The sequence below is a fragment of the Methylobacterium mesophilicum genome, from assembly GCF_036441335.1.
GTDB lineage: Bacteria > Pseudomonadota > Alphaproteobacteria > Rhizobiales > Beijerinckiaceae > Methylobacterium > Methylobacterium mesophilicum_B.
On sequence record NZ_MLBW01000021.1, the window covers coordinates 49,930 to 74,725 of the forward strand.

At 72.0% G+C, this 24,796-nt stretch carries 27 protein-coding genes and 2 pseudogenes; 14 read left to right on the forward strand and 15 right to left on the reverse strand.

The features are described 5' to 3' along the window. Nucleotides 1-16 precede the first annotated feature (16 nt). Nucleotides 17-535, forward strand: coding sequence for a MarR family winged helix-turn-helix transcriptional regulator (locus tag MMR14E_RS14035; RefSeq protein WP_331315107.1), 519 nt, complete (start codon nucleotides 17-19; stop codon nucleotides 533-535). 65 nt (nucleotides 536-600) lie between these two features. Here MMR14E_RS14035 and MMR14E_RS14040 read toward each other — a convergent pair whose 3' ends face one another. Both MMR14E_RS14040 and MMR14E_RS14045 read right to left on the reverse strand, forming a co-directional pair. Continuing rightward, entirely contained in the window at nucleotides 601-966 is a 366-nt protein-coding gene (locus tag MMR14E_RS14040) for a c-type cytochrome (RefSeq protein WP_024831013.1), read from the reverse strand. Between the two features lie 210 nt (nucleotides 967-1,176). Beyond that, complete coding sequence (locus MMR14E_RS14045) at nucleotides 1,177-2,193, reverse strand: NAD-dependent epimerase (protein WP_331315109.1); 1,017 nt, start codon at nucleotides 2,191-2,193, stop codon at nucleotides 1,177-1,179. Between the two features lie 163 nt (nucleotides 2,194-2,356). On the opposite strand from MMR14E_RS14045, the gene MMR14E_RS14050 reads away from it, so the two are divergent. The 7 genes from MMR14E_RS14050 (at nucleotide 2,357) to xseA (ending at nucleotide 7,991) form a co-directional block, all read left to right on the forward strand. Next, nucleotides 2,357-2,593 (forward strand): hypothetical protein, encoded by a 237-nt coding sequence (locus MMR14E_RS14050; RefSeq protein WP_331315111.1) that lies wholly within the window; start codon nucleotides 2,357-2,359, stop codon nucleotides 2,591-2,593. A 137-nt stretch (nucleotides 2,594-2,730) separates the two neighbouring features. Beyond that, nucleotides 2,731-2,994: a hypothetical protein gene (locus MMR14E_RS14055; RefSeq protein ID WP_331315112.1), complete on the forward strand. Its 264-nt coding sequence runs from the start codon at nucleotides 2,731-2,733 to the stop codon at nucleotides 2,992-2,994. Nucleotides 2,995-3,105: 111 nt separating this feature from the next. Continuing rightward, nucleotides 3,106-3,363 (forward strand): DUF6894 family protein, encoded by a 258-nt coding sequence (locus MMR14E_RS14060; RefSeq protein WP_331315113.1) that lies wholly within the window; start codon nucleotides 3,106-3,108, stop codon nucleotides 3,361-3,363. A 69-nt stretch (nucleotides 3,364-3,432) separates the two neighbouring features. Continuing rightward, nucleotides 3,433-3,639 (forward strand): ribosome modulation factor, encoded by a 207-nt coding sequence (locus MMR14E_RS14065; protein ID WP_331315114.1) that lies wholly within the window; start codon nucleotides 3,433-3,435, stop codon nucleotides 3,637-3,639. Next, nucleotides 3,639-4,955, forward strand: a complete 1,317-nt coding sequence (locus tag MMR14E_RS14070) for an MFS transporter (protein ID WP_331315115.1) — start codon at nucleotides 3,639-3,641, stop codon at nucleotides 4,953-4,955. The genes MMR14E_RS14065 and MMR14E_RS14070 overlap by 1 nt, the downstream gene beginning before the upstream one ends. A gap of 181 nt (nucleotides 4,956-5,136) precedes the next feature. Next, the gene (locus MMR14E_RS14075) at nucleotides 5,137-6,609 is read left to right on the forward strand and encodes an MDR family MFS transporter (RefSeq protein ID WP_331315116.1); all 1,473 of its coding nucleotides are present in this window, start codon (nucleotides 5,137-5,139) and stop codon (nucleotides 6,607-6,609) included. A gap of 119 nt (nucleotides 6,610-6,728) precedes the next feature. Then, a complete protein-coding gene (gene xseA, locus MMR14E_RS14080) occupies nucleotides 6,729-7,991 on the forward strand; it encodes an exodeoxyribonuclease VII large subunit (protein WP_331315117.1) in 1,263 nt (420 codons plus the stop codon). On the opposite strand, the pseudogene MMR14E_RS29270 reads toward xseA, so the two are convergent. Continuing rightward, a pseudogene (locus MMR14E_RS29270) lies at nucleotides 7,877-8,335 on the reverse strand (GNAT family N-acetyltransferase, cg3035/Rv0428c family); the annotation flags it as partial. The gene xseA and the pseudogene MMR14E_RS29270 sit on opposite strands and share 115 nt — an antisense overlap. A 50-nt stretch (nucleotides 8,336-8,385) precedes the next feature. Between MMR14E_RS29270 and MMR14E_RS14085 the strand changes: the two are divergent. Both MMR14E_RS14085 and MMR14E_RS14090 read left to right on the forward strand, forming a co-directional pair. After that, a complete protein-coding gene (locus tag MMR14E_RS14085; protein ID WP_331315118.1) occupies nucleotides 8,386-9,813 on the forward strand; it encodes an alpha/beta hydrolase in 1,428 nt (475 codons plus the stop codon). After that, nucleotides 9,810-11,357 (forward strand): GMC family oxidoreductase, encoded by a 1,548-nt coding sequence (locus tag MMR14E_RS14090; protein ID WP_331315119.1) that lies wholly within the window; start codon nucleotides 9,810-9,812, stop codon nucleotides 11,355-11,357. The genes MMR14E_RS14085 and MMR14E_RS14090 overlap by 4 nt, the downstream gene beginning before the upstream one ends. 6 nt (nucleotides 11,358-11,363) lie before the next feature. On the opposite strand, the gene MMR14E_RS14095 is transcribed toward MMR14E_RS14090, so the two are convergent. Further along, nucleotides 11,364-12,074, reverse strand: a complete 711-nt coding sequence (locus MMR14E_RS14095) for a GNAT family protein (RefSeq protein ID WP_331315120.1) — start codon at nucleotides 12,072-12,074, stop codon at nucleotides 11,364-11,366. Next, a complete protein-coding gene (locus MMR14E_RS14100; protein WP_331315121.1) occupies nucleotides 12,071-12,697 on the reverse strand; it encodes an FMN-binding negative transcriptional regulator in 627 nt (208 codons plus the stop codon). Before MMR14E_RS14100 ends, MMR14E_RS14095 begins: the two co-directional genes overlap by 4 nt. Before the next feature lie 275 nt (nucleotides 12,698-12,972). Here MMR14E_RS14100 and MMR14E_RS14105 point away from each other — a divergent pair, with 275 nt between their 5' ends. Further along, a complete protein-coding gene (locus MMR14E_RS14105; protein WP_331315260.1) occupies nucleotides 12,973-13,938 on the forward strand; it encodes a PLP-dependent aminotransferase family protein in 966 nt (321 codons plus the stop codon). Here MMR14E_RS14105 and MMR14E_RS14110 read toward each other — a convergent pair. The 9 genes and pseudogenes from MMR14E_RS14110 to MMR14E_RS14150 form a co-directional block, all read right to left on the reverse strand. After that, nucleotides 13,910-15,169, reverse strand: a complete 1,260-nt coding sequence (locus MMR14E_RS14110) for a hypothetical protein (protein ID WP_331315122.1) — start codon at nucleotides 15,167-15,169, stop codon at nucleotides 13,910-13,912. The genes MMR14E_RS14105 and MMR14E_RS14110 overlap by 29 nt on opposite strands. An 88-nt stretch (nucleotides 15,170-15,257) precedes the next feature. Beyond that, a complete protein-coding gene (locus MMR14E_RS14115) occupies nucleotides 15,258-16,283 on the reverse strand; it encodes an ABC transporter ATP-binding protein (protein ID WP_331315123.1) in 1,026 nt (341 codons plus the stop codon). Between the two features lie 8 nt (nucleotides 16,284-16,291). Then, nucleotides 16,292-17,347 (reverse strand): ABC transporter ATP-binding protein, encoded by a 1,056-nt coding sequence (locus tag MMR14E_RS14120; protein WP_331315125.1) that lies wholly within the window; start codon nucleotides 17,345-17,347, stop codon nucleotides 16,292-16,294. Further along, complete coding sequence (locus MMR14E_RS14125) at nucleotides 17,344-18,279, reverse strand: ABC transporter permease (protein WP_331315126.1); 936 nt, start codon at nucleotides 18,277-18,279, stop codon at nucleotides 17,344-17,346. The genes MMR14E_RS14120 and MMR14E_RS14125 overlap by 4 nt, the downstream gene beginning before the upstream one ends. A 14-nt stretch (nucleotides 18,280-18,293) precedes the next feature. Next, nucleotides 18,294-19,247: an ABC transporter permease gene (locus tag MMR14E_RS14130; RefSeq protein WP_331315128.1), complete on the reverse strand. Its 954-nt coding sequence runs from the start codon at nucleotides 19,245-19,247 to the stop codon at nucleotides 18,294-18,296. A 160-nt stretch (nucleotides 19,248-19,407) separates the two neighbouring features. Continuing rightward, a complete protein-coding gene (locus tag MMR14E_RS14135; RefSeq protein ID WP_331315130.1) occupies nucleotides 19,408-21,030 on the reverse strand; it encodes an ABC transporter substrate-binding protein in 1,623 nt (540 codons plus the stop codon). Between the two features lie 108 nt (nucleotides 21,031-21,138). Further along, nucleotides 21,139-21,522, reverse strand: coding sequence for an oxalurate catabolism protein HpxZ (gene hpxZ, locus MMR14E_RS14140; RefSeq protein ID WP_331315131.1), 384 nt, complete (start codon nucleotides 21,520-21,522; stop codon nucleotides 21,139-21,141). After that, a pseudogene (locus MMR14E_RS14145) lies at nucleotides 21,519-22,064 on the reverse strand (amidase family protein); the annotation flags it as partial. The gene hpxZ and the pseudogene MMR14E_RS14145, both read right to left, overlap by 4 nt. A 173-nt stretch (nucleotides 22,065-22,237) precedes the next feature. After that, the gene (locus MMR14E_RS14150) at nucleotides 22,238-22,432 is read right to left on the reverse strand and encodes a DUF4089 domain-containing protein (protein WP_331315132.1); all 195 of its coding nucleotides are present in this window, start codon (nucleotides 22,430-22,432) and stop codon (nucleotides 22,238-22,240) included. Nucleotides 22,433-23,206: 774 nt separating this feature from the next. Between MMR14E_RS14150 and MMR14E_RS14155 the strand changes: the two genes are divergently transcribed. The 3 genes from MMR14E_RS14155 (at nucleotide 23,207) to MMR14E_RS14165 (ending at nucleotide 24,454) form a co-directional block, all read left to right on the forward strand. Further along, nucleotides 23,207-23,587, forward strand: coding sequence for a DUF6481 family protein (locus MMR14E_RS14155; RefSeq protein WP_331315134.1), 381 nt, complete (start codon nucleotides 23,207-23,209; stop codon nucleotides 23,585-23,587). 169 nt (nucleotides 23,588-23,756) lie between these two features. After that, nucleotides 23,757-24,062 carry a hypothetical protein gene (locus tag MMR14E_RS14160; RefSeq protein WP_331315136.1) on the forward strand — a complete coding sequence of 102 codons (306 nt, stop codon included), beginning with the start codon at nucleotides 23,757-23,759 and terminating at the stop codon, nucleotides 24,060-24,062. Nucleotides 24,063-24,166: 104 nt separating this feature from the next. Beyond that, nucleotides 24,167-24,454: a hypothetical protein gene (locus tag MMR14E_RS14165; protein ID WP_331315137.1), complete on the forward strand. Its 288-nt coding sequence runs from the start codon at nucleotides 24,167-24,169 to the stop codon at nucleotides 24,452-24,454. Nucleotides 24,455-24,469: 15 nt separating this feature from the next. Here the strand turns inward: MMR14E_RS14165 and MMR14E_RS14170 are convergent, their stop codons facing one another. Further along, a complete protein-coding gene (locus MMR14E_RS14170; protein WP_331315139.1) occupies nucleotides 24,470-24,676 on the reverse strand; it encodes a hypothetical protein in 207 nt (68 codons plus the stop codon). Between the last annotated feature and the right edge of the window lie 120 nt (nucleotides 24,677-24,796).

Genomic DNA, 24,796 nt, shown 5'->3' on the forward strand with positions numbered 1-24,796 from the left:
CAGAGAGAGTTTTCCTATGTCAGGCCCCACGGCCTCGCAGATCGGCACCAAGTCGGATCGGGCGGGTCAAACGCGTGCCGACCAGCTTTCCCAGCAGGAGCGGCAGCGACTCGACAACCAGCTCTGCTTCGCGGTCTACGCCGCCGCGCACGCCTTCGGCCGCGCCTACCGCAACCTCCTGGGGCGCCACGAACTGACCTATCCCCAGTACCTCGTCCTGCTGGTTTTGTGGGAGCAGGACGGATTGTCGGTGAAGGAGATCGGGAACCGCCTGTTCCTGGACTCGGGGACGCTGACGCCGCTCCTGAAGCGACTCGAAGCGTCCGGGCGGGTGCGCCGCGCCCGCGACCGGGTCGACGAGCGCCAGGTCAGCATCTTCCTCACCGCCGCGGGCGAGGCCCTGCGCGACGAACTCGCCTGCCTGCCCGACGAGGCGGGCGGCATGACCGGGCTCGACGTCCAGGGGCGCAAGGACCTGCTCCACGATCTCGTCACGCTCAGGTTGAGCCTGCAGGCCGGCCTCATGCCCGACTAGGGTGCGCGGCCGGTGGCCCGGGAGCGGCCGGGTGGCCGCTCCCGGTTCGTGCTGATCGGTGCGTCTCAGGACTGCGTCTTGAGATAGGCGATCACGTCGTTGATCTTCTTGTCGTCCGGGTAACCCTGGAAGATCATCTTGGTGCCGGGCACCTTCGCCTTCGGGTTCTTCAGCCACTCGTGCAGGTTGGCCTCGTCCCAGGTGATGCCGGAGTTCTTCAGGGCGGCGGAGTAGTTGTAGCCCTCGTAGGTGCCCGCCTTGCGGCCGACGACGCCCTTCAGGTCGGGGCCCACGCCGTTCTTCTGGAAATTGTGGCACGCCTTGCAGGGGGCGAACGCCTTCTCGCCGGCGGCGGCGTCGCCGGCCTCCTGGGCCTGCGCCGCGAGAGGCATGACAACGGCAAGGACGGCGCCGAAAACGAGTGAACGCATGGATTTCCTCCTGTTGGCCGCCGCTGCGGCAGCGATGCGGGCAGAGCTTGCCTGCCTGGAACAGCTCTAAATGAATCCGCCCGGCGCGCGCAACGGCCTAGTCTGGGCTTGCCGCCACGCGCGGGCCGATCTGCGGCCGTTCCAGGTCGCCGCCTCCCTCAACACCGCGTGATCGGATTGGCTCCGTGGACCGCCCGCGGCGCCGCTCTCTCAGACGCCGTGATAGGTCCGATACCAGTCGACGAAGTGCCCGATCCCCGCCTTCAGCGGTGTCGCGGGCCGGAAGCCGGCGTCCCGCGCGAGGTCGTCGATGTCGGCGTAGGTCGCCGGAACGTCGCCCGGCTGCATCGGCAGAAGGATCTTCTCCGCCTTGCGGCCGAGAGCGTCCTCCAGGAGCGCGATCATCTCCAGGAGCGCCACCGGCTCGCTGTTGCCGATGTTGTAGATCCGGTAGGGCGCGGAACTGGTGCCGGGATCCGGCGCCGCGCCGGACCACGCGGGGTCTGGCGCGGCCGGCCGCTCGGCCAGCGCGCGGATCCCCGCGACGATGTCGTCGATGTAGGTGAAGTCCCGGAGCATCCGTCCCTCGTTGAACACGCGGATCGGCTCGCCCGCCAGGATGGCGCGGGTGAACAGGTACAGCGCCATGTCGGGCCGGCCCCAGGGACCGTAGACGGTGAAGAATCGCAGGCCCGTGGTCGGCAGGCCGTAGAGGTGGCTGTAGCTGTGCGCCATCAGCTCGTTCGCCTTCTTGGTCGCGGCGTAGAGGCTGAGCGGGTGGTCGACGTTCTGGTGCACCGAGAACGGCATCGCGGTGACGCCGCCGTAGACGGAACTGGAGGAGGCGTAGAGCAGGTGCCCAACGCCGCCGTGGCGGCAGGCCTCGAGGATGTTCAGGAAGCCGACGAGGTTGCTCGCCGCGTAGGCGTGCGGATCGGTGAGCGAGTAGCGAACGCCGGCCTGGGCCGCGAGGTGGATCACCGTCCGGAAGGCGTGGCGGCGGAACAGCGCGTCGAGCGCGTCCCGGTCGGCGAGGTCGAGGCGCGCGAAGCTGTAGCCCGGAAAGCCCGCGAGGCGCTGCAGCCGGGCTTCCTTCAGCCGCACGTCGTAGTAGGCGTTGACGCTGTCCAGGCCGACGACCGGTTGGCCGGCCTCGAGGAGGCGGAGGGCGAGCTGGTTCCCGATGAAGCCGGCGACGCCGGTGATCAGCACAGGTGGCAGGGACATGGGCGCGGACCGACGGGCTGACTGGCTTCCCCGGCTGCGAGCTGTACCATGGGGCCTGTGCGCGACAAATCGGTGCGCCGTGGCTGCCCGACTCGGTGATCGACCCGCAGCACCGCGCGCGGCTTGTCGCGCGGGCCCGTGACCCGCTAGGCTCTGCGCTGCCGTGCAGCCCGATCCGAGACCGCTTCCCGACAGCCTCACGCGCCTGCTCGCCGTGCCCGAGCAGCGCCCGGTCCGGGCGCGCCCGTCGCCCCTGCGGAAGGACGGCGTGCGGCCGCCGGAGCCGCGCTCCGCGCACGCCGCGCTCGAGACGGCGATCCTCCGCGGCTTCGTGCTCGGTCTCTCGGCTCTCGTCTGGCTCGTCGTCCTGGCGCTGTCGGTCCGCCACATGGTGCGCTGAGTTCCGCGAGATCGTCGGGCTGGGCTGTGGATATCGGTGGCGCGCCGGTTCCTCCACGTCTTCAATCAGTACGCGAACAGCCAAGTTCGCTATTGAGGCGGCCAGACCGGGGGCGGCTCGACGGCGAGGATGGGACGATGTCTCTGACGGGGCGTTTCTGGTTCCGGAAGACCTGGACGGGGCGGCTGGTGCTCCTGGTCGAGGAGGAGCGCCCCCGCTGGTTCGGCCGGGGGGCCGGCAAGCCGCGCTGGCGCAACGCCAAGCTCCTGGATTTCGCCGAGCCCGAGCTGCGGCCGCTCATGGCGATGGAGAAGCAGCACCGCGCGGGTGCCGCCAGCGGCCAGGTGCGGGCGTTGCGCCCGGTCCCATCCGCGCCGGATGCCCGGGTCGCGAACGGCTGAGAGCCGCCGCGGTGGCGTGAAACGCGCCGCGGTCTGGTCCGGCACGCGCCCGTCACCACCTGTAGCGGATCGCTCCGCCCCGGAGCGGCACCCCTGCAACCGGTGATGGCCATGCCGCGCTACTTCTTCCACACGCAGATCGGCGCGGACGTCATCTCCGACCCGACCGGGATCGAGCTGCGGGATCCTGACGCGGCCTGGGCGGCGGCGCGGGAAACGATCCGCGCCGCGCTCCGCCAACCGCGGGACCAGGCCCGGTTGATGGCCGCGTGCCTCGTGGTGACGGATGACGACGGCGAGGTCGTGCTGGAATTCCCCTTCAGCGAGGCCGTGGCGCTGCCCGCGGACGAAGATCCGACGCGGCACTGACATATCGGCGACGGGCGCGTTCCGTGCCCTACATCGCGCCGCAGCCCCCCGGAACGGAGCTGCGCCCGCATGCATACGCCACCGAACGACCTCGATGCCCGCGCCCTCGGCCGGGCCGCGCCCGCCAAGGGTCTGGCGCGGGAAGCCTGCCCCTACGCGGAGGGGACGGAAGCGCGCGCGCTCTGGCTGTCCGGCTACGAGGAGGCTCTGGCAGCGGGCGAGGATCCCGTGACCGGCGGCCTCGCCAAGCACCCGGTCGACGGATCGGCCCGCTGATGGACGCCCGGACCGCACCGCATCCCGGCGCGCATCATTCGACTCTCGACCGCAAGTCGGTCGGGGCCGTCGTCCTGGGCAACGCCCTCGAATTCTACGACTTCACCGTCTACGCCTTCTTCGCCAAGCCGATCGGCGAGGCCTTCTTCCCGGCGAACGACCCGACCCACAGCCTGCTGGCATCGCTCGCCCTGTTCGGCATCGGCTACGTCATGCGGCCCATCGGCGGCGTGCTGATCGGTGCCTTCGCGGACCGTGCCGGCCGCAAGCCCGCGATGCTGATCACCATCGCGCTGATGGCCGTCGGCATGCTCATGCTGGCCGCCTGTCCCTCCTACGCGACCATCGGCGGCTGGGCGCAGGTCATCGTCATCGCCGGCCGCCTCGTGCAGGGCCTCGCCCTCGGCGGCGAGGTCGGTCCCTCGACGGCCTTCCTGTTGGAGGCCGCACCCCCGGACCGGCGCGGCTTCGTGACGAGCTGGCAGATCGCCAGCCAGGGCTGCGCGGCCCTGTTCGCCGGGATCATCGCGACCGCCCTGGCGCTCGCGGTCGGCGATCAGGCGATGGCGCAGTGGGGCTGGCGGCTGATGTTCGCCCTCGGCCTGTGCGTCGTGCCGGTCGGCCTCGTCATCCGCAGCCACCTGCCCGAGACGGCCGGCGCCGAGGAGGATCCGCACGCGGCGGCCTCGACGATGGCGGTGGTCGGCCGGCTCCTGCGCGAGCACGGCCGCCTGCTGGGCCTGACCTTCCTGGTCATCGCCGCTTCGACCGTGTCGAACGCGGTCGGCACCAACATGCCGGTCTTCGCCGGCGCGACCCTCGGCCTGAGCGAGACCGCCGCCACGGCCGTGCCGATCGCCCTCGGCCTCGCCTCGGTGATCTTCCCGCTGCTCGGCGGTTGGCTGGCCGACCGGTACGGACGGCGACCGGTGATGATCTGGCCGCGGGCGCTGATCCTGGTCCTGGCGGTCCCAGCCTTCGCCTGGGTGGTGCAAGCGCCGAGCGCCGCCAGCGTCTACGCGGTGACCTTCCTGCTCTCGGCCCTGTCGTCCATCAACGCGGCGGCCGTGATCGTCGGCATCCCCGAGGCCCTGCCCCGGGCGGTGCGCAGCGCCGGGTTGTCGATCGTCTACGCGGTCTCGGTCTCGGTGTTCGGCGGCAGCACCAACTACGTGGTGAACTGGCTGATCGCCGCGACCGGGGACCGGCTCGCGCCGGCCTACTACCTCGCCGCGTTCAGCCTCGTCGGCACGATCGCCGCCTTCCTGCTGCCCGAGACGCGCGGTCGCGACCTCGATGCCGATTCCGAAGCCTGATCGGCCCGACCGGCGCGTTGCGCATAATGTATGCACTGGCTGCATCGCGGCGCGTCATCCATGCGTCCGCAGCGGGTCCGGCGCCGCGCGGATGTGCGCTCGCGCACGGATCTCGCCGCTTCGAGCGCGGTTGCCGTGTTCAACGCTAGGTGGGCAGCTGCGGCGGGCCTAGACCGGCGCGATGCCCACGCCTCCAGAGACGCGCCGCCCGCTGGTCCTCGCCGCGGTGATGGCGGCGATGTTCATGATCGCTATCGAGGCGACGATCGTCTCGACGGCGATGCCGCAGATCGCCGGCCAGCTCGGCGACCTCCACCTCTACGCCTGGGTGTTCGCCTCCTTCCTGCTGACCCAGACGGCCACCACGGTGGTGTTCGGCAAGCTCTCGGACCTGTACGGGCGCCGGCCGGTGCTGCTGTTCGGGATCGCGGTGTTCCTCGCGGGCTCCCTCCTGTGCGGGCTCGCGTGGTCGATGCCCTCGCTGATCCTGTTCCGCCTCATCCAGGGTGTCGGCGCCGGGGCGATCCAGCCGGTGAGCCTGACCGTCGTCGGCGACCTGTACGCGGCGCGGGAACGCGGCCGGGTCCAGGGCTATCTCGCCAGCGTCTGGGGCATCTCGTCGGTGGCGGGTCCGCTGGTCGGCGGCCTGATCATCGGCCACCTGAGCTGGCCCTGGATCTTCTGGATCAACCTGCCGATCGGCGTGATCGCGGCCGCCCTGTTCCTGCGCTTCCTCCACGAGGGGGTCGAGCGGCGCAGCCGCCAGATCGACGCGATCGGCGCGGCCCTGTTCACCGCCGCCATCGCGGCGCTGATGATCGCGCTGACCGCGGCGGGCGAATCCGCCGAGGCCGCCCTGTGGCCGGCGCTCGCCTTCGTGGTGGCCGCGATCCTGTTCGTCGTCCAGGAGCGGCGCGCGCCGGACCCGATGCTCGACATCCGCCTGTGGATGCAGCGCCCCATCGCGACGGCCAACACCGCGACGCTGCTCTCCGGCATGACGGTGATCGGGCTCACGGCGTTCCTGCCAATGTACGTGCAGGGCGTGCTGCGACAATCGCCCCTCATCGCCGGCCTGACCCTGACCCTGATGGTGCTCGGCTGGCCGATCGGCGCCACCACGGCGGCGCGCAGCTTCGTGCGGTTCGGCCTGCGCCCGATCCTGCTGGTCGGCGCAACGCTCCTGCCCCTCGGCGCGGTCGCCTTCGTGATGCTCGGATCGGACACCTCCCCGGTGGTGGCGGCCTGCGGCTCCGTTGTGATGGGGCTGGGCATGGGCTTCCTGTCCACGGCCGCCATCGTGATCATCCAGGACAGCGTCGCCTGGGCGCAGCGCGGCGCGGCGACGGCCTCGAACATCTTCTCGCGCAATCTCGGCTCGACCCTCGGCGCGACCGTCCTCGGGGCCGTGCTGAACTACCGGCTCGCGAACCCGTCGAGCGGCCCGGCCGTGAATTCCGATCAGCTGCGCCGCCTGCTCGACGATCCGGGGAGCCTCGGGGCCGGCGGTGAGGCGATCCGCGGCGGCCTGCAGCACGCGCTGCACGGCACGTTCTGGACGGTCTTCGCCGTGGCGGTGCTGACCCTGCTCCTGTCGCTGCTGGTCCCGCCGGTGGCGATCTCCGACCGGCCGCGCGAGCTCGCCGTGGAGTAGGCGGCGCTGTCGCGGCCAGGACACAGCGCGGGGCGCGCCGCCGGGGGGGCGCCCGCCGGACGCCCCCGTCTCCGCGGCGAGCCTTTGACTGTCCCGCCGGACCCCCCTAGCGTCCGGCCATGCCCCTCGTGCCGCCCCCGCGCCCCGCAGCCCAGCAAGCGGCGGACATCCCGCCGACCAGCGTGCTCAACGCCAACCAGCCGGAATGGTCGGTGGGTGAGCTCGCGGGCGCCCTGAAGCGCACCCTCGAGGACGTCTTCGGGCACGTGCGCCTGCGCGGGGAGATCTCGGGCTATCGCGGCCAGCACGGCTCGGGCCACGCCTACTTCTCCCTCAAGGACGGGCAGGCGCGGATCGACGCTGTGGTCTGGAAGGGCGTGTTCGGCCGCCTGCGCCAGCGGCCTCAGGAGGGGCTGGAGGTCGTCGCCACCGGCCGGATCACGACCTTCGCGGGCAAGTCGTCGTACCAGATCGTCATCGAGAGCCTGGAGCCCGCGGGGCTCGGCGCCTGGATGGCGCTCCTGGAGGAGCGCAAGAAGCAGCTCGCCGCCGAGGGCCTCTTCGCGCCGGACCACAAGCGGCCGATCCCCTACCTGCCGCGGGTCGTCGGCGTCGTGACCTCCCCGACCGGCGCGGTGATCCGCGACATCCTCCACCGGCTGGAGGACCGATTTCCCCGCCCGGTCCTGGTTTGGCCGGTGCGGGTCCAGGGCGACGGCGCGGCCGAGGAGGTCGCGGCCGCGATCCGCGGCTTCAACGCCCTTCCGGACGGGGGGGCGATCCCGCGCCCGGACGTGCTCATCGTGGCCCGCGGCGGCGGATCGATCGAGGATCTCTGGGCCTTCAACGAGGAGTGCGTCGTCCGCGCCGCCTTCGCGAGCGCGATCCCGCTGATCTCGGCGGTGGGGCACGAGACCGACACCACGCTGATCGACTACGTCTCGGACCGCCGCGCGCCGACCCCGACGGGCGCCGCCGAGATGGCGGTGCCGGTCCGCGCCGACCTGATCGCCACGGTGGCCGACCTGTCGGCCCGCGGCCGGGGGGCTGTCGGGCGCCGGATCGACCGCGACCGCGCTGACCTGCGCGCCCTCGGACGCGCCCTNGCCTCGATGATCATCAACTCGCGGTCTAGAACCCCGAAGGCGATGGCGCCGATGCCGCCCTCGGCCGCGGCCGCCGCGAAGGCCCGCGGCAGGGCGAGGGCGGCGACGGTGTCGCGGAACACCCGTGCGGCCGCGTCATCCGCGCGGTTCACCGCGTCGCGCAGGGCCAGCCAGTCCGGCCCGGGCGCCGCGGCGACCGCAACGTCCGGATCGGGCGCGGTCGTCAGGTCGTCGAGACGGCGGAACAGCGTGCAGGTCTCGTCGACCACGGCGTAATCCCCGCCGGCCAGGAGCGGCTCCATCTGTGGGGCGATGGCCGGCACGCGGAAGATCGGGCGCTGTCCGAGACGTTCGTAGATCGCGCGCGCGGCCGCGATGGCCGGCCCGGGCGCGCCGCTCCCGCGCATGGGATTCACGGAATTCTGCCGCTTCGAGCGGCCTCCGGCAGCGCGCAGGAGGTAGCCGTGCACCAGGAGCTCGCGTGGGCTCGGCCACGCGTTGAGGCAGGCCTCCTCCACGCGCCAGGCCTGTTCGAGATCCGCCATCGCCGCCTCCTCCGGCGTCCCTGATCGCACGCGTTCACGACTTGACCAACGGCACCGGGACAAGACTTCGGCCATGCGGCGTCGCGTACGCTTGAAGCATCTTGGCGCCGCGCGATGTCTCGGCGATGTCCGAGCCCGAAGTCCTGTTCTGCCTGCACTTTCTGGGCGGGAGTGCCCGAAGTTGGGAGCGTCTCGCGCGCGCCCTCGACGGGACGCCGTTGACTTGCGTGCCCGTAGACTTGCCGGGCTTCGGCGATGCCGTCGACACGCCGGGCTACTCCGTCGCCGCGATGGCCGATCACGTGGCCGAGGCGATCCGCACGCGTGCTCCGGCGCGCTTCGGGATCGCCGGGCACAGCATGGGGGCCAAGGTGGCGCTGGCGCTCGCGCGCCGGGCCGAGGATGGCGAGGCGGGTCTGACGGGCCTCACCGATCTCGTCCTGGTCTCCGGTTCGCCGCCGAGCCCGGAGCCGATTCCGGACGACCGGCGTGCCACGATGCTCGCCTGGATCGACGCGGATCCCGAGACCCGGCGCCGCGAGGCCGAGGCCTTCGTGCGCGCCAACGTGGGCGACCGCCTGGATCCCGAGACCGAGGCGCGGGCGGTGGCCGACGTCCTGCGGGCCGAGCCGGCCGCCTGGAAGGCTTGGCTCGCGGAGGGCGCCAACGAGGATTGGTGCCGCCGCGTCGGGATCCTGCGCACCCCGGCGCTGATCCTGGCTGGGTCCGAGGATGCCGACCTCGGACCGGACGCGCAGCGGGCCCTCATGGCGCCCCATCTCGCGCACCATCGTCTCGCCACCGTCGACGGCGTCGGCCACCTCCTGCCGCTGGAGCGGCCCGCCGCCCTGGCTGACCACCTGCGTGCCCATCTCGGCGATCGGCCCCGCCCGCCCGTCGAGGCCGGCCCCGCGGTTCCGCCGGACTACGCGGCGCTGATCGCCTCTGAGCGGGTGAACAGCCGCCTCCGTGAGGCACTCGCGGAGCGCGCCGCGCCGGACGATCCCGCCTATCGGCCGGCGGCCCTCGACCCGGTGGAACTCGCGATCCTGCGGTCGGCCCTCGCCCGCGTCGTGCCGGTGCCGAACCTCGATCTGGCCGCCCGTCTCGACCGGCGGCTGGCCTCCGGCGACGGCGATGGCTGGCGCTTCTCGGCCCTGCCGCCGGACGCGGAGGCCTACCGCGCCGCCCTTCGGACTCTGGACGCCGCCGCCCGCATCGCCCGCGGCCGCCCGTTCGTGACCCTCGACGCGGCCGAGCAAGACGGGCTGCTCACCCTGTGCGCGCGCGCCGCGCTGAAGGTCCCGGAGAGTCTCGGCGGCCGCCTCGATTCCGACCGGATGCGGTTCTGGTTCGAGGATCTCCGCGCCGACGCGGTCCGCCTCTGGCTCAGCCACCCGGCGGCGCTGGCGCGGATCGGCTTCTCGGGCATCGGTGCCGGCGGCGACCGGCCGGGCGAGATCGCCGACGACCTGCCGGGCTTCGGCGCCGTCGGGCTCGACGCGTCGGAGTGCTGGGAGCCACGGGCAGAGCGAACGGAGGCGGGTCGATGAACCTCGCGGATATGCGGACCTACCGCGCGGACGAGGCCGTCGACGCGGTCGTGGTGGGGACCGGTGCGGGCGGCGCGCCGCTCCTCGCGCGCCTCGCGGCCGCCGGTCTGAAGGTCGTGGCCCTGGAGGCCGGACCGAACTTCACGCCGGAGCGCTTCGCCTTCGACGAGACCCTGGCGGACGAGATCTACTGGACCGAGGAGCGCCTCAGCGGCGGTTCGACTCCGGAAGCCTTCGGGGCGAACAACAGCGGCACCGGGGTCGGCGGCTCGACGCTGCACTGGGGCGCCTTCGTGCCTCGGGCCGATTCCCGCGACCTGCGGCTCAACACGGAATCGGGGGAAGGGGTCGACTGGCCGCTGTCCTACGAGGACCTGCTCCCGTTCTACGAGCGGGTCGAGCGCTTCCTCGGTGTCTCCGGTGCGCAGAGCTACCCCTGGGACGCGGACCGCCGCTATCCCCTGCCCCCGGTCCCGCGGAACGGGCCGGCGCAGATCATGGCGCGGGCCTGCGAGGCTCGTGGCATCCGGTGGGCCGACGCGCCGGCCGCGGTGGTCTCGCGGGACTTCCAGTCCGAGGACGGACCCCGCCGCAACGCCTGCATCAATTGCGGCTTCTGCCACCAGGGCTGCCGCACCGGCGCCAAGGCCAGCATGGACGTGACCTACCTGCCCTACGCGGTCGCCCGCGGCGCCGAGATCCGGGTCGAGGCCTTCGTCCACGGCCTGGAGCGCGGCGCCGACGGCCGGATTAACGGCGTGGTCTACCGGCAGGACGGTCAGGAGCGGCGGCAGCGCTGCGGCGCCGTCTTCCTCTGCGCCGGGGCGGTCGAGACGCCGCGCCTGCTGCTCCATCTCGGGCTCGCCAATTCCAGCGGCCAGATCGGGCGCAACTACATGGGCCATGTGGCGACCCAAGTCTGGGGCACCTTCGACCACGAGGTGCGCATGAACCGGGGCTACCCGTCGTCGCTGATCACCGAGGACTTCATCCGCGCCGGCGCCGACTTCGCCGGCGGCTACCTGATCCAGAGCCTGGGCGTGGTGCCGGTGACCTTCGGCAATTCGGCGGCGCGGGGGCGCGGCCTGTGGGGGCAGCCGCTCCTCGACTACCTCGACCGCTATAATCACCTCGCCGGCATCGGCATCAACGGCGAGACGCTGCCCTGCGACACCAACGTGCTGACCCTCGCCGACGAGACCGACGCGCACGGGATGCGCAAGGCCCGTATCAGCTTCGGCTACGGCGCCAACGAGAACCGCCTCAACGCGCACGCCACGCAGATTATGCGTGACCTCTGGGAGGAGGCGGGAGCCGACGACATCTGGGTGCTGGAGCGCGTCGCCCACACGCTTGGGACCTGCCGGATGGGAAGCGACGGGACGAGCGCCGTCGTCGATCCGCACGGCCGAAGCTTCGACATCGACAACCTGTGGATCTGCGATGGCTCGACCTTCCCGAGTTCGCTCGCGGCGAACCCGGCCCTGACCATCATGGCGCTCAGCCTGCGCAGCGCGGAGGCGTTCCTGGCCGGCAGACCGTAAGCCGGCTCAGGCGGCGCGCAGGTCCGCGAGCCCGCGCCGCTGGCGACCCGCCCCGTCGAAGTTCGACGGGTCGAGCCACGCCGCGAAGCCGGCGCGGACCTGCGGCCACTCGGACTCTGTGATCGAGAACCACGCCGTGTCCCGGGAGCGGCCCTTCACCACCACGGCGTTGCGGAAGATGCCCTCGAAGGTGAAGCCGAGCCGCAGCGCCGCTGCCCGGGACGGGGCGTTCAGGCTGTCGCACTTCCACTCGTAGCGCCGGTAGCCGAGTTCGTCGAAGGCCCGGGCCATCATCAGGGCCATGGCCTCGGTGGCGGCGGGCGCCCGCTGCAGCCGCGGGCCGAAGTGGAGGTGGCCGACCTCGATCACGCCGTTGCCGGGATCGATCCGAAGATACGAGGCGATCCCGAGGGCATCGCCGTTCCCGGGATCCAGGATCGCGTGGAACAGCGGATCCTCGCTCGCCTGCTGCGTCGCCAGGCGCGCCCGGTAGGCCTCCGCGCTCTCCGGCATCTCGTCGCCGAGATAGGTCCAGCCGCGGGTGTCGGGGGCGGCCCTGTAGGTCGCGTAGAGCGCGTCCGCGTGCGCCGCGGCGTCGAGCGGCACCAGCCGGCAGAAGCGGCCCTCCAGAGGCGTGCGCGGCGGCCGCGGGCGCGGGCTCCAATGCGGCAGGGCCGGGCCGACGGGCTGGCCGAAGTCGTTGAGGCGCGCGCTCACAGTCCACTCCGCTCGGCGACCAGCCCGGCGAGACCCGCCTCGCCCTCGGCGCGCAGCCCCGCGATGACCCCGTGTCGGTCGGCCTCGGGCCTGTTCTGGCTCATCTTCCACTTCCCCTCGATCCGCGTGATCGGAATCTCGATGCCGACGATCCCCCGGACCTGCGCGGCCACGAACGGCGCCGGCGCGTCCGCGACCGCCCACGGCTCGGCCCGGGATGCCTCGCGCAGGGCGGTGAGGTCGGTGATCTGGCGCCCGAGCCAGTCCGCATCCTCGATCATCCTCGGCGGGCCCCAGGCGTGGACGGTGGCGTAGTTCCAGGTCGGGACCACCCGGCCATGCTCGCGCTTGCTCGCGTACCAGCTCGGCGTGACGTAGCCCTGCGGCCCCTGGAACACGATTAGGCACTCCTCCGCCGCGGCGAGATCCTCACCCTGCGGGTTGGCGCGGGCGAGGTGCGCCCGCAGCACCCCGTGGCGACCGTCGTCGTCCAGAAGGAACGGGATCGGGTTGGCCGTCAGCCCACCCGCCCCGACGGTCACCAGCAGACCGAGGGGGTTGGCGCGGATCAGCGCGTGCTGCGCGGCGCGCGAATCGTCCCGGAAGTGCGGCGGCTGGTACATCGGCCTGTCCTGTGGCGGTCTTGCGGTTCCGTGCTTGACCGTTCGGCGGTCCAGGAGAAAGGTCCAATTCGCGAAGTGCGACTGGACCAGTTGCCCCATGGCCCGGGCTCCCCTGCCCCTGACGCTGACTCTCGACGCCGCGGCCGCGGCGTCGAGAGTCAGCGTCAGGGGCAGGGGAGCCCGGCCGCCTGCTCCAGGCCGAGTGGCGCCACGGCCCGACCGAGCGGCCGGACCCGCGCGGCTCGCCGGCCCTGCGCGGCGCCATCGCCGCCTATCTGGGGCAGGCGCGCGGCGTCGCCTGCGAGGCCGACGACGTCATCGTCACCGCGGGTATCCGCCAGAGCCTGCGCCTGCTCGCCGAACTGCTCCTCGATCCCGGCGAGACCGCCCTGGTCGAGGAGCCCGGCTTCCCGGGCATCGCGCAGGCCCTCGCCGGCGCCGGCCTGAACCCAGTTCCCGTCCCGGTCGGTCCCGGCGGCCTGTCGGTGGCTCCGGCCGCCGCGGGGGCGTCCGGGGCACGGCTCGCGGTGGTGACGCCGGCCCACCATTACCCCCTCGGGCACGCCATGAGCCTGGAGAACCGCCTCGACCTCCTGGCCTGGGCCGAGGCGGTCTCGGGCTGGATCGTGGAGGACGATTACGACGGGGCCTATCGCTATGCCGGGCGCCCGCTCGCGCCGCTGCGCGCCCTCGATCGCGGCGGCCGGGTGATCTATGTCGGCAGCTTCTCGAAGCTGCTGCTGCCCGCCCTCGGCCTGAGCTACCTCGTCCTGCCCCGCGGCCTCGTCGCGCCGGTCAATCAGGCGCTGGCCGAGACGGGCCCCGCCCCGCCCGGGATCGGACAGTGGGCGCTGGCGCGCTTCATCGAGGACGGCCACCTCGCCGGCCATCTGCGCCGGACCCGCCGCCTCTACGCCCTGCGCCAGGATGCGCTGATCGAGGCCGCGCGCCGCCACGCCGGGGACGTCGCGGCGATCGCCGCCATGGAGGGCGGGATGCACGTTATCGCCCGCCCCGGGCCGGCCTGGGGGGCGGCCCTGAGCGACGTGGCGGCCGCGGCGGCGCTCGGCCACGCGGGGATCTCGGCGGTCGCGCTCTCGGCCTACCATGCCGGGCCGGCGGAACCGGGCCTGCTCCTCGGCTACGCCGCCGTGCCCGAGCGGGCGATCGAGCCGGCGGTGCGTCGCATGGCGGAGGTCCTGCGGGCCGCGGTCAGTGGAGGATCGCGCCCGTCTCCATGAACCGGTTCAGCCGCTCGATCAGCGGCGCGACCATCACCCGCTCGTACTGCGGCAGCAATCCGCGCCGCGCGTGGGCCACGTTGGCCTCGGCCTGCTCGCGCGCGAGGCGGTGCCAGCGCGCCCGGTCGTCCCGACACGCGGCCCAGGCCCGCTCGATCGACCGGAACACGAGCGGCAGCCGCTCGGCCGGGTCGGACACGAGGTCGTAATGGTGATCGATCAGGCCGCCGAAGGTCTCGAAGCCGAGCTCGGACAGCCGCGCGACGGCGCGCGGCGCGCCCACTGTCACGAAGGGCAGGCCCGTCGCCGCCGCCTTGATCGACTTCTCGGTGATCCGCTCGACGCCCGGCTCGAAGAAGTCGGTCTCCGAGATGACGGTCAGGTCGCACGCCGCGTAGGCCTGGGTGTCGAGGGTCATGACCATGTCGGTGCCCTGATCGGCATCGATCCGCCGCGCCCGGCGCGGGATCCAGCTACCGACATCGGCGAGCAGCGGCCCGAAGGCCGCCGCGATCTCCGGCGGCGCGTGGAAGACGTTGATGCCGCCCGCCTTCGGGTTGTCCTCGCCGATGCCGTGGAAGGAGATCAGCCCGTCCCGGTCCAGCCCGCCGAGCTGGAACCAGCGGTAGAGCAGCACCCGGTGCCAGCGCAGGGCGGCGTTCTGGCAGAGGAACCGGGCCGGGCCGGCGGCGCGGGAAAAGGGCGCGTAGCCGGTGCGGTCGAGGGGGTGCTGGGGGAAGAGCCGCGGACCGGCGGCGTCGTCCAGCCAGAGGGCCACCTGAAGCGGGAAGAACTCGAAGGTCCAGAACCGCAGGCCCTCGCCGTAGAGCCGCTCGTAGTCGAGCCGCAGCAGCCGGTTCTGCGTGACGAGGATCACCCGCTCGCGCGGGATCCCGCGGTCTTCGAGGTTCCGGTGCAGTTCCTCGAAGGTCGGCGCGTGCAGGCCCGGACCCTCGTTCGAGAGGTCGAGGAGCAGCGCGGCGCGCCCGGCGCGGAGGTTCTCGGCATCCCCCGGTTCGAGGAGGTCGAGGCGCCCGTTCGCCTCCGGGAAGCCGAGGCGCACGAAATCCAGGACCGGCAGGCACAGGACGTGGTTCGCCGGACCGGGTTGGGCGGTGACGGTGACCCGCTTGCCCAGCCAGCCGAGCGCCGCCGGCAGGAAGTGACCGGCCTCGCCTCGGGGGACGAGCAGGATCTCGGACGGGACTGGCCCGGATAGGACACGACTCATGGTGACGCCCGCGCGGCCGGTTCGGACGCGGTCCGCTGCCGCAGAACCGCGCCGAGCCGGATAAAGCCTCGGCGCGGGTGCGTCGAGGTCAGGCCGGGACCGGCTCGGCGGCGCGCACGGGTGTCGAGCCGGACCGGTAGGCCGCCGAGGCCTCCTCGGTCCGCCAGCAGGCGACGCGGTGGCCGGGGGCGATCTCGGCGACCGGCGGCATCTCCCGGCGGCAGCGCTCCTCGGCGAGGAAGCAGCGCGGCGCGAACGGGCAGCCCGGCGGGCGGTTGGCGAGGTCGGGCGGGCTGCCCGGGATGGTCTGGAGCCGGGAGCCCTTGGCGAGCGCCCCCTCGGCCCGGCTGCGCAGCAGGCCGATCGTGTAGGGATGGTGCGGGTTCAGCACCACCTGATGCGCCGTGCCGGTCTCGACGATCTTGCCCGCGTACATCACGGCGATCCGGTCGGCGACCTCGACCGCCGCGCCGAGATCGTGGGTGACGATCACGATCGACAGGCCGAGGTCGCGCTGCAGCTCGCGCAGGAGCAGCAGCACCTGGATCTGCACCGTGGCGTCGAGCGCCGTGGTCGGCTCGTCGGCGAGCAGGACCTGCGGCCGGCAGGCCAGCGCCAGCGCGATCATGGCCCGCTGGCGCATCCCGCCCGACATCTCGTGCGGGTAGTTGTCGAGCCGCCGCTCCGGGCTCGGGATCCGCACCCGCTCGAACAGGGCGAGCGCCCGCTTCCGGGCCTCGTCCTTGGAGATCGACTCGTGGCGCAGGATCGCCTCGGTGATCTGCCGGCCGACCGTGTAGACCGGGTCAAAGGCGAGCAGCGGCTCCTGGAAGATCATCGAGACGTCGCCGCCGCGGAAATCGGCGAGCTGGCGCCGGGTCAGCGCCTGCACGTCCTTGCCGGCGGCCCGGATGCCGCCCTCGATCCGGCTGCGCCCCTCCGGGAACAGCCGCAGGATCGCCCGCAGCGTCACGCTCTTGCCGGAGCCCGATTCGCCGATGAGCGCCAGCGCCTGACCGCGCTCCAGGCTCAGGTCGACGCCGTCGACGACCTGAACCTTGCCGAAGGCGACGCGCAGGTCCTTCAGGGCGACCGCGGGTTCTGAGGCGGACATCGGGGTGCTCATGCTGCCAGCGCGCCCGCGGGCGCCGCGGAATGGCCGGAGCCCGGCTGGCGGGCAAGGCAGGCGACGCGGTGCAGCGGCCGGATCGTGTCGAGGGGCGGCTCCGTCCGGCCGCAGACATCCTCCGCCAGGGCGCAGCGCGGGTGGAAGCGGCAGCCCGAGGGCGGGTCGATCGGGTTCGGCGGGTCGCCCGCGAGCAGCGCCGCCTGGGTGCGGTTGTCGGGATCGAGCGACGGCATCGAGGCGAGCAGCGCCTCGGTGTAGGGGTGGGCCGGCGCGTCGAGCACCGTGTCGGACGGGCCGATCTCGGAGACCCGGCCGAGATACATCACCATCACCCGGTCGGAGATGAAGCGCACGACGTTCAGGTCGTGGCTGATGAAGATGTAGGTCAGGCCGAACTCGGCCTTGAGGTCGAGGAGCAGGTTCAGGACCTGCGCCTCCACCGACTTGTCGAGGGCCGAGACCGCCTCGTCGAGGAGCACCAACCGCGGCTCCAGGGCGAGCGAGCGGGCGATGTTGACGCGCTGGCGCTGGCCGCCGGAGATCTCGTGCGGGTAGCGGCCGGCGAAGCGCTTCGGCTCCAGCCCGACCCGGGCGAGCAGCCCGCGGGCGCGCTCCACCGCCTCCCGGGCGGGCACGCCGTTGACCTTCGGGCCGAAGGCGATCGACTGCTCGACGGTCATCCGCGGGTTGAGCGACGCGTAGCTGTCCTGGAAGACCATCTGCGCCTGGCGGCGGTAGGAGCGCCAGGGCATCGCGCGCTCGCCGACCGGCTGGCCGTCGTACAGCATCGTGCCGGAATCGCGCTCGATCAGGCCCATGAGCAGCTTGGCGGTGGTCGACTTCCCGCAGCCGGACTCGCCGACGATGCCGAGCGTCTCGCCCTTGAGGACGTCGAAGTCGACGCCGTCCACCGCGCGGACCACCTGCTTCTTGCCCCCGGCCTTGCGGACGGGGAAGTGCTTGACGAGGCCCGAGACCGACAGGAGCGGCTGGGCCGGTCCGCCGCGGTCGCGGGCGAACGGGTCGGGGGCGTCCGGGATGACGCTCACTGGCGAATCTCCATGGCGGACCGGAGCCCGTCCGAGAACAGGTTGAAGGCGATCGAGACGATGAAGATGCAGACGCCCGGGAGGGCGGCCACGACCGGATTGACGTAGATCGCGGTGCGCAGGGTGTTGAGCATCAGGCCCCATTCGGGCTCGGGCGGGCGCACGCCGAGGCCGAGGAACGAGAGGCCGGAGGCCAGGATCATCGAGACCGAGATCAGGCTGGTCGCGTAGACGAAGATCGGCCCGACGACGTTGCCCAGCACCTGCACGCGCATGATCGTCAGGGGCGAAGCGCCCGACAGCTTGGCGGCGTCGATGTAGTCGCGCTTGCGGATGCCCGTGGTGACGCTCTCGGCGACGCGGGCGATCTGGGGCACGAACACGCAGGTCAGCGACACGATCGAGTTGAAGATGCCGGCGCCGAGCGCCCCGGACAGCGCGATCGCCAGCAGCACAGACGGGAAGGCGAAGAACACGTCGATCGTGCGCATCAGGATCGTGTTGGTCCAGCCGCCGACGTAGCCGGCCAGGATCCCGATCCCGGAGCCGATCACGAAGGCGATCAGCACCGGCGTGACGCCGATGAACAGCGACAGCCGCGAGCCCAGCATGAGCCGGCTGATCATGTCGCGGCCGAGCTCGTCCGAGCCGAGCCAGTAGGTGGCGTCGCCGACGTGCTTGAGCCGGCGCAGCATGGAGCCCTTGTAGGGGTCCATCGGGGTGATCCACGGCGCGAGGATCGCGATCAGCACGACGATCAGGATCACGGCGCCCGCGCCCATGGCGACGGGGTCGCGCACGAGCCGGTGGCCGACATGGCCCCAGAAGCCGCGGGATGGGACGAAGGCGGCCTCGGGCCCGTGGGCGACGTCCTCGGCGGCGAGCACGCCGCCGTCGAGGGCCACCGAGGCCGCGGTGACGGGAACGGTCATCGTCGGGCTCCGGCTCAGGCGCGCTCGATGCGCGGGTCGAGGGCGGTCTGCATCACGTCCACCAGCAGGTTGAGGACCACGAAGAACATCGCCAGCACGAGGATCGAGCCCTGCAGCAGGGGCAGGTCGCGCTGGAAGATCGCAGCGTTGAGGAGGAAGCCGGTGCCCGGCCACGCGAACACGGTCTCGACCAGGATCGAGCCGCCGAGCAGGTAGCCGAGCTGCAGGCCCATGATGGCGAGCGCCGTCGGGGCGGCGTTGCGCACGACGTGGCGGAACACGCCGCGCTCGTCCATGCCCTTGGCGCGCAGGGCCTCGACGAAGTCCTGGGACAGGATGTCGGCCACCAGCGCCCGGACCGTGCGGGCGATGATGCCCATCGGGATGACCGACATCGTGATCGCCGGCAGGATCAGGTACCGCAGGTGCTCGAAATCGGGCCGCCAGTTGCTGGACCCGTCGGGCCCGGCCCCGGTCGGCGGCAGCCAGCCGAGATTGGCCGAGAACACGATCACCAGCACCATGCCGAGCCAGTAGTGCGGCACGCTCACGCCGAAGACCGACACGGCCGAGGCGGCCCGGTCGGCCAGCGAGTTGCGGTGATAGCCCGCCACGAAGCCGAACAGGGTGCCGAAGGTGAAGCCGATCACGGTCGCCACCGAGGCGAGGATCAGCGAGTTCACCACGGCGCGGCTGACCTCACTGAGCACCGGGCGGCCGGTGGCGATGGAGGTGCCGAGATCGCCGTGCAGCACGTGCCAGAGCCAGATCAGGTACTGGACCGGCAGGGGCTTATCGAAGCCGTAGGCGGACCGCATCTCGTCGATGGTGGCCTGGGTGGCGTCGGCGGGCAGGACCGCGCTCAGGGGATCGCCCGGCGCGAGGTGGACGAGGAGGAAGCAGACGACGCTGACCCCGAACGCCACGGGCGTCACGTAGACCAGCCGTTTGAGGATGTAGAGCAGCATTCAAGGGCCTGTTGTCTACTCAGCCGAGAATAGTCCCCTCCCCCTTGTGGGGAGGGGTCAGGGGTGGGGGTGGTTCAGGAGGCACCGCAACGCCCTATCCTGCACCACCCCCACCTCCGGCTCCTCCCCACAAGGGGAAGGAGAGAGGCGCCCCGTTACGCTACCGCCCCGCCGTCGCCATCGTAATCTTCGAGAAGTCCTGGAACCAGTTCTGCGCCTGGACGAAGCCCTTCACCTTGGGGCTCATCGCGCGCGGATTGACGTCGTGCGTGATCATGATGAACAGCGCGTCGTCGACGTACTTCTCGTGGACCTTCTCCAGGACCTTCGTCTGCTCGGCCTTGTCGAAGGTGTTGCGGACCTGATCGAACAGCTTGTCCATCGCCGGGTCACAGTAATACCCCCAGTTCGTGCCGTTCGGCGGGGCGAAGTTGCACTGCAGGTGGCGGATGAAGCCGGTGAACGGGTCCTGGATGAAGTACGAGTAGTTGATCGCCGAGACGCCGCGGGAGATGTCGGCCTTGGCCCCGGCCCGCCAGATGTTGATCAGCGTGTTCCACTCCACGACCTCGTAATCGACCTGGATGCCCACGTCGGCGAGGTTCTGCTGGACGAACTCGTTCATCGGCAGCGGCTGCATCTGGCCCGAGCCGGAGGCCGAGATCGCGACCTTGAGCTTCAGGGGCTTGGCCGGGCTGTAGCCCGCCTCGGCCAACAGCTTCTTGGCGGCGTCGGGGTCGTACTTGATGTCGAAGGTCGGGTGGCCGAACCACTGGTGACCGGGCGGCATGAAGCCCTTGGCGGGGATCGCGAGGCCGCCGAGCAGCTCCTTCAGGCCCTCGCGGTCGATGGCGAGGTTCGCGGCCTTGCGGACGCGGATGTCGTTCCAGGGCGAGCCCTCGACGCGCGACAGGTGCCACGTCCAGTTATGCGGGTAGGCGTTGGTGACGATGGTGAAGCCGGCGCTCTTGAGCGAGGCGACGGCATCCGGTGCCGGCGCTTCGATCCAGTCCACCTGGCCGGAGCGCAGGGCCGCGGTCCGGGCATTGGCCTCCGGCAGCGGGATCAGGACGAGCTTGTCGAGCTTCGGCACCCGGTCCTTGTCCCAGTACTCCTTGAACGGGACCATCTCGGCGCGCTCGCGCGGGGCGAACAGGGTCAGCTTCCACGGGCCGGTGCCCGAGGGCTGCTTGGCGAAGGCGTCCCAGGACTTGCCGAGCTTCTCCCACTGGGCCGGCGACGACATCATGATCCAGGCGATCTGGTAGGGCAGCGTCGCGTCGGGGGCCTTGGTGGTGATCTCGACGGTCAGCGGATCGACCACCCGGTAGCTCGCGACCGCCGGGATGCGGGTCTTGCCCTGCGCGGACTGCCGCGGGTCGTACTGCGGCGCGTCGGGCTTCAGGAGCTTGTCGAGGTTCCAGACCACCGCGTCGGCGGTGAAGTCCGAGCCGTCGTGGAATTTCACGCCCGGACGGAGCTTGAAGGTCCACTTGGTCTTGTCGGTGGCGTCGACGCTCCAGCTGGTGGCGAGCCCTGGCACGAGGTCGGAGGCGAGTTCGGCGCTCGACAGGTCCCAGTTGATGAGGCCGTCATAGACCGTGTAGCCCATGAACCGCATGCCCTCGCCGCCGTTGTCGGTCTGGCCGGTGGTCAGCGGGATGTCGGAGGCGGTCATGCCGATCCGCAGCGTCCCCTGCGCGAGGGCAGCGGTGCTCGCGGAGAGCGCCAGGGCGCCGGCCAGCGCCGCACGGGCGCCGATTTTTCTCAGACGGGACAGCATCTTGGGTCGGGTACTCGCGTTGGTCCGCGCCAGACGGCGCGGAATACGCTCGACCTTATGCAAGCCCGCGGCCACACGCCCCGCCGCCGGGGCGCCGGCCGGTTGCGCCTATCCGGCGTCGATCAGGCTCACGTGGGCGGCCACCACCCGCCAGCCCTCCGGGAAGCGCGCCCAGGTCTGGCTCTGGCGGCCGATCCTGCCCGGCGCGCTGGCGCGGGTGAACAGCGTCATCGCGGTGGCGAAGTCGCGCCCGTAGGTGGTGATCTGCGTCCGCGCCAGGGTCCGCTCCAGGCCCACCGGGGAGCGGGCCCGGCGGAAGGCGCGGATCGCGTCCATGCCGTAGAGGTTCTCGCCGATCCCGTAGCGGATGGTCAGCGGGTCGTCCCGGAACAGCGCCTCCAGGGTCGGGACGTCGTTGGTGGTGAGCGCCGTCTCGTAGGCCCGGAAGGCGGCCTCGACCTCGGCCTTCACGGCGGGATCGTCGATGATCATCGGGCAAGCTCCGCGATGGGCGCCGTGCTGACGCCGGTCCGTTCGAGATGGCGCGCTGCGCGCAGGACGAGATCCTCGCGCCAGGGCGCGGCGATGATCTGGACCCCCAGCGGCAGACCGGCATCGAGGCGGATCGGCGCCGCGACGACCGGGAGGCCGATGAAGGAGACCGGCTGCGTGAACACGCCGATATTGGCGCGAACCGGCAGCGTCACGCCGTCGAGGACGAAGTGGGTCTGACCGCCCCTCGGCGCGCGGCAGGGCGTGGCCGGGGCCAGGATCACGTCGACGGTCTCGAACAGCTCCAGCACCCGTGCCCGGTACCAGCGGCGGAAGCGCTGCGCCCGCTCCACGTGGGGCGCCGGGATCATCGCCCCGGCGATCAGCCGGTCGCGGACCGCCGGGTCGAAATCCCCCGGCCGGGTGCGGAGACGGTCGAGGTGGAGCGTCGCGCCCTCCGCGGCGGTGATCAGGTAGGCGGCCGCGCGGGCGCGGTGCGCCTCCGGCAGCTCGACGGTCCGCCGCGCGCCCAGCGCCTCGGCCTGCGCGTCGGCCCGGGCCAGGGCGCGGGCGGACAGCACGTCGGTGAAGGCGCCGACCCGGCCGTCGAGGCGCCCGATCCGGTCGAGCGCGGCCGTCACCACCTCCCGCGCGGTGGTCCGGCCGGCCGCGATCGCTGCGGCGATCGCGGCTGCCGTCGAGGGATCGCTCGCGCTCACGCTTCGAACCTCGGGGCCGCGTCGATCTCGTCGGCGAGCGGGAAGCTCTCCACCAGCTCGGCCGCCGCCGCCAGGACGCGCAGATTGGCGGTCACCGGCGCGATCCACGCGGGATCGAGGCTGAGGCCGAGAAGGGCCGCCGCGGCCGCGGCGTAGCTCTCGGGATCGAACGGGGGACGGGTGTCGGGCATGGCGTTCCTCAAGCCGGTCGCGCGGGGCGCGGTGGGGGTCGGCTAGCAGGCCCCGTGCCGTCGACGGTCGCGCCGCCGCCCCGGCCACCCCGCCGGCCTGCCTAGATCATAGGCATCTGCGGGCGCGTCGGCGACAGATTCGCGGCGCGCGCCGGTGCGTGCACAGGAATTGGGCGATCGCGGATGGTCACATCCTGGGCATTCCCGCGCGCCGCCGGCCGGAGCGTAGCCGTCGCCGACGCGCGAAGTCTCCACGACGGATCTGCTGCCGATTTTGCAGGTCTGCTTTGTGATACAAGAATAGGTCGATGCGCGGAGCGACGGCGGTTGAGCATGCGGCCGGCCCGCGCGAGGTCGGGTGCCGCCCGCCAATCTTGTCCGCGGCGGGTCCACGACCTATTTCAAGAGCGCGGCGCCGACGTCGCCCGCGTGCAGTCGGTCAAGGCGAGAGCCGCCCGTCTGAGGTTTTCCCGCATCGCCGGTGGAAACTCTTACAGAGAGGCCCGGAATTGTCGCTGTGCCGCGTGCCGGCGCAGGTCTCGCCGATTGCATCTCGCGTGAAGCTCTGATTAAGGGCTTTGCGATCTTCGAACAATGGTCCGACCCGAGCGTTCAGACGCAGGCCGAGCGCTCGGGTCGGACCATCGGCACAGCCGATGGATCGGTGCGGTTCCGGGGCGCGGGGATGGCGTCGGGACCGGCAGACTCAGTACGTGCCCGGCCCCGCCGGATGTCCCCGCGACACGCGAGACGTACCCAACTGAGAAAGGTCAGATGAGCGCATTCGACTACAGGAATTTCGACGACCGTCGCCAGAACTCGCAGAACGCCAAGGCCGCCCTGCTGGCCAAGTTCAAGGCACGCCCCGCGGTCGATGACCCCGAGGTGATCGCCAAGGCCAAGGCCCGCGCCGAAGTCGCCAAGGCCCGCGAGGAGCGCGCCCGCGAGCGCGAGGCCGCCCGGATCGCCGCCGAGCGGAAGGCCGCCGAGGAGAAGCGTCAGCGGGAGGAGGCGGAACTCGCCGCCCAGCTCGCCCGCGAGGCCGCCGAGCTGGCCGCCGCGCAGGAGCGCAAGTCGGCCGACCTGGCCGCCAAGAAGGCCCAGCGCGACGCGCGCTACGCGGCCCGCAAGGCGAAGGTCAAGACCAAGCGCTGAGCGCGGACCGTCGGCTCATCCGAGCCCGGACGTCCACGACGCCCGCCCGAAAGGCGGGCGTCGTCGCGTCGGCGGTACCGTTCCCCGGCATCGGCAACCAAGACGCGCGGCGGTGCGTTGAGGGCGACCGAACCGCGACGCGCCCGTGCGGCGCGCAGCCGAGGCCGCGATGCGATCCCGAATCCGACCCGCGCACGTCGCGGCGCTCATCCTCGCCGCCTTCCCGCTCGCCGTCGCGCCCCGGGACGCCCGCGCGCAGGGGGCCGATACGGTGATCGCCTGCGAGACCCTGATCGCCGCCCGCCGGATCGATGCGGCCTCGGGCGGCGGTGCGCCCGCACCCTCGGAGGACGGCTGCCGTCGGATGCCGCGCAGCGCGGTGGGCACCGTGGAGCAGCGGGCCCTGATCGGGGGCGCGCCCTACGAATGCCTGACCATCGCCGGCGGCGGTCGGTGCCTCTGGATCGTGCCCTGAGGCGAGGGCCGACGCTTTTCGCCGGAGCCAGCACTCTGACCAAGCTTCACGGGTGATCGAGACGCTCTATCTCGGTTCCGAGCGAGTGAGGTCCGAACGTCGGTATGTCGAGTACCCTGGCGAGCACGCGAATATCGATCATCGCAGCGACCTGGATCGCCTCGGCCCTGGCCTGCGGGACCGCCCGCGCCGAGCCGCCGATCCGGAGCCCGGAGGATGCCGCGTGCCGCAACGAGGCCCGCGCGAAGGTCTTCTCGGCGCCCAATCCGCAGGGTCTGGAACTCGAGGAGATCGGGCGCCGCATCTACTTCGCCTGCATGGACCGCGTCGCGAAGGCGGCCGCCCCGGCGGCGAAGCGCGGTGGCCGGCGCCATCGGCACCGGCGGCATTGATCTGCGACGCCGCGGTCAGGCGTCGAGCGGCGCACCGATCCGGGCACGGAGCCGCGTCCGCAGGGCCTCGTGGCCGCCTTCGGCGTCGAGGGCGGCCATCAGGCGCAGCAAGTGGCTGAGCGGCGTCGACCGGCTCTCGACGGCATCGGCGATCTGCTCCGGCAGCGTCTTGGCGGCCGGTACGTAGCGCGGTGCCGAGCCGGCCTGATGGGTCTGGGGCATGCGAGGCGCTCGTCCTTCGAAGGAATCCAGATTGGCGGGCGGCTCGCTACGCCTTTCGATCGACGGACACCAGTCCCTTTCGCGCGAATACGTAGCCGGCATCACTCCGCGTCACCGCGC

What these genes read in the sequence shown, in the direction of transcription:
- MMR14E_RS14035 (WP_331315107.1), top strand. Translation starts at nt 17, where the DNA reads ATGTCAGGCCCCACGGCCTCGCAGATCGGCACCAAGTCGGATCGGGCG.
- MMR14E_RS14040 (WP_024831013.1), bottom strand. Translation starts at nt 966, where the DNA reads ATGCGTTCACTCGTTTTCGGCGCCGTCCTTGCCGTTGTCATGCCTCTC.
- MMR14E_RS14045 (WP_331315109.1), bottom strand. Translation starts at nt 2,193, where the DNA reads ATGTCCCTGCCACCTGTGCTGATCACCGGCGTCGCCGGCTTCATCGGG.
- MMR14E_RS14055 (WP_331315112.1), top strand. Translation starts at nt 2,731, where the DNA reads ATGTCTCTGACGGGGCGTTTCTGGTTCCGGAAGACCTGGACGGGGCGG.
- MMR14E_RS14060 (WP_331315113.1), top strand. Translation starts at nt 3,106, where the DNA reads ATGCCGCGCTACTTCTTCCACACGCAGATCGGCGCGGACGTCATCTCC.
- MMR14E_RS14065 (WP_331315114.1), top strand. Translation starts at nt 3,433, where the DNA reads ATGCATACGCCACCGAACGACCTCGATGCCCGCGCCCTCGGCCGGGCC.
- MMR14E_RS14070 (WP_331315115.1), top strand. Translation starts at nt 3,639, where the DNA reads ATGGACGCCCGGACCGCACCGCATCCCGGCGCGCATCATTCGACTCTC.
- MMR14E_RS14075 (WP_331315116.1), top strand. Translation starts at nt 5,137, where the DNA reads ATGCCCACGCCTCCAGAGACGCGCCGCCCGCTGGTCCTCGCCGCGGTG.
- MMR14E_RS14085 (WP_331315118.1), top strand. Translation starts at nt 8,386, where the DNA reads ATGTCCGAGCCCGAAGTCCTGTTCTGCCTGCACTTTCTGGGCGGGAGT.
- MMR14E_RS14090 (WP_331315119.1), top strand. Translation starts at nt 9,810, where the DNA reads ATGAACCTCGCGGATATGCGGACCTACCGCGCGGACGAGGCCGTCGAC.
- MMR14E_RS14100 (WP_331315121.1), bottom strand. Translation starts at nt 12,697, where the DNA reads ATGTACCAGCCGCCGCACTTCCGGGACGATTCGCGCGCCGCGCAGCAC.
- MMR14E_RS14110 (WP_331315122.1), bottom strand. Translation starts at nt 15,169, where the DNA reads ATGAGTCGTGTCCTATCCGGGCCAGTCCCGTCCGAGATCCTGCTCGTC.
- MMR14E_RS14115 (WP_331315123.1), bottom strand. Translation starts at nt 16,283, where the DNA reads ATGTCCGCCTCAGAACCCGCGGTCGCCCTGAAGGACCTGCGCGTCGCC.
- MMR14E_RS14125 (WP_331315126.1), bottom strand. Translation starts at nt 18,279, where the DNA reads ATGACCGTTCCCGTCACCGCGGCCTCGGTGGCCCTCGACGGCGGCGTG.
- MMR14E_RS14130 (WP_331315128.1), bottom strand. Translation starts at nt 19,247, where the DNA reads ATGCTGCTCTACATCCTCAAACGGCTGGTCTACGTGACGCCCGTGGCG.
- MMR14E_RS14135 (WP_331315130.1), bottom strand. Translation starts at nt 21,030, where the DNA reads ATGCTGTCCCGTCTGAGAAAAATCGGCGCCCGTGCGGCGCTGGCCGGC.
- hpxZ (WP_331315131.1), bottom strand. Translation starts at nt 21,522, where the DNA reads ATGATCATCGACGATCCCGCCGTGAAGGCCGAGGTCGAGGCCGCCTTC.
- MMR14E_RS14150 (WP_331315132.1), bottom strand. Translation starts at nt 22,432, where the DNA reads ATGCCCGACACCCGTCCCCCGTTCGATCCCGAGAGCTACGCCGCGGCC.
- MMR14E_RS14155 (WP_331315134.1), top strand. Translation starts at nt 23,207, where the DNA reads ATGAGCGCATTCGACTACAGGAATTTCGACGACCGTCGCCAGAACTCG.
- MMR14E_RS14160 (WP_331315136.1), top strand. Translation starts at nt 23,757, where the DNA reads ATGCGATCCCGAATCCGACCCGCGCACGTCGCGGCGCTCATCCTCGCC.
- MMR14E_RS14165 (WP_331315137.1), top strand. Translation starts at nt 24,167, where the DNA reads ATGTCGAGTACCCTGGCGAGCACGCGAATATCGATCATCGCAGCGACC.
- MMR14E_RS14170 (WP_331315139.1), bottom strand. Translation starts at nt 24,676, where the DNA reads ATGCCCCAGACCCATCAGGCCGGCTCGGCACCGCGCTACGTACCGGCC.